1 protein-coding gene is annotated in these 486 nt (G+C 66.0%); it reads left to right on the top strand.

Annotation, left to right across the window (positions count from 1 at the left end):
• A partial coding sequence (locus TR48_RS02510) for a cbb3-type cytochrome c oxidase subunit I (RefSeq protein ID WP_042364115.1) occupies nt 1-486 on the top strand: 486 nt, incomplete at both ends.

The following is a 486-nucleotide window of genomic DNA, read 5'->3' as shown; positions in this document are numbered from 1 at the left end:
ACGGGGCGGCCGACTTCGGCTGGTTCGCCTACACGCCGCTGTCCGACGCGATCCACAGCCCCGGCATCGGCGGCGACATGTGGATCATGGGGCTGGCCTTCTCCGGGTTCGGGACCATCCTCGGCTCGGTGAACTTCATCACGACCATCCTGTGCATGCGCTGCCCCGGCATGACCATGTTCCGGATGCCGATCTTCGTGTGGAACGTGCTGCTGACCGCCGTACTGGTGCTGCTCGCGTTTCCGGTGCTGGCCGCCGCGCTGCTGGCACTGGAGGCGGACCGCAAGTTCGGGGCGCAGGTCTACAACCCCGCCAACGGCGGCGCGATCCTGTGGCAGCACCTGTTCTGGTTCTTCGGCCACCCCGAGGTCTACATCATCGCGCTGCCGTTCTTCGGGATCATCTCGGAGATCATTCCGGTCTTCTCGCGCAAGCCGATGTTCGGCTACTCCTCGCTGATCGCGGCCACCATCGCGATCGCCGGCC

Source organism: Streptacidiphilus neutrinimicus, assembly GCF_000787815.1.
GTDB classification, from domain to species: Bacteria; Actinomycetota; Actinomycetes; order Streptomycetales; family Streptomycetaceae; genus Streptacidiphilus; species Streptacidiphilus neutrinimicus.
Note: the sequence above shows the minus strand (reverse complement) of the source record. Positions and strands in the feature narration are given on the sequence as shown.